Here is a 981-nt window from a genome sequence, read left to right as displayed (position 1 = left end):
GGTCCCGGCGGGCAGAATCGTCTGCGTGTTGGGGAAAACGCCTGCGCCGCCCAGGGTGATCAGGTCGCCCTGGTCCTGGGTCTGATCCCGGGTAGTCACGGTATCGTAAGGCTGGGCGCCCGGGTTTACAGCGCCGTCGGTCACATCGGCGGCACGGTACAGCCCAAAGACGGCACCGCTCAGCGGGGTATAGCCGTCTTCGGCCACTTTTTGCACAAAGAGATAGTTCTTGATGTTTGGGACATAGAGCCGTACCGCAAATTCCCGGTCGAAGGTCTGCCCGTTGATAATCTCCCCGTCGTTCAGACGCACGGTATTGGCGGCAGTGGCGTCGGTCAGGTTGTCGGCGCTGGTACGGTAAAAAGCTACGGTGTACTGGGCGTTGTCGGCGGTCAGCTGGTCGTTGGTGGCCAGCACGTAATAATAGGTAAGAATGTCGCCGGGCAGGTTGTCGATGGTGTCTTTGTAGGCACCGCTGCTATCCAGAACAAAGAGATACGGGTTGGCGCGGGCGGCCTGCAGTACGGCGTTCATGTCGGTGGTGTCCGCTACGTCCCAGCCGGCGATGGGATCACCGGATACGGGATACCACTGGCTTTGGGTGCTGCTGCCGTCCCCGGCGGCGTCCTGCCGCTTGAGTACCACCGCAAAATAGGTGCCGGAGTCTGCGGCGTACCGGTTGCCCTGCAGGTCCTCCAGGGTCTCGGGCAGGGTAACGGTGACGGTGGGGCTGGCGTAGGCGCCGGTGTCCCACGGGTTGGCCGAAAGCAGAGTGGCCAGTTCAGGGTAATCGGCAGGAAAATACAGCTGCATGCTGCCTGGCGGCCGGTATCCTTCCGGAACGTTGACTTCCTGCAGCACAAACTTGCCGGTGTCATCGGGACCGCCGTACTCGTTTTTCAGGTTGTTCAGGCTCAGCAGGGTACCGTCGGGATTCTGGAACACAAAGGTGCCGTCCGCCCCGGTGGTACCGGTGGCAAT

Annotated in this window: 1 protein-coding gene; it reads right to left on the bottom strand. The window is 61.7% G+C overall.

Translation table 11 applies throughout. The features are described 5' to 3' along the window. A partial coding sequence (locus tag H6B10_RS14680) for a hypothetical protein (RefSeq protein ID WP_204652273.1) occupies positions 1 to 981 on the bottom strand: 981 nt, incomplete at both ends.

Origin of the sequence: Gemmiger formicilis, from assembly GCF_016901605.1 — a bacterium.
GTDB classification, from domain to species: domain Bacteria; phylum Bacillota; class Clostridia; order Oscillospirales; family Ruminococcaceae; genus Gemmiger; species Gemmiger formicilis_B.
Note: the sequence above shows the minus strand (reverse complement) of the source record. Positions and strands in the feature narration are given on the sequence as shown.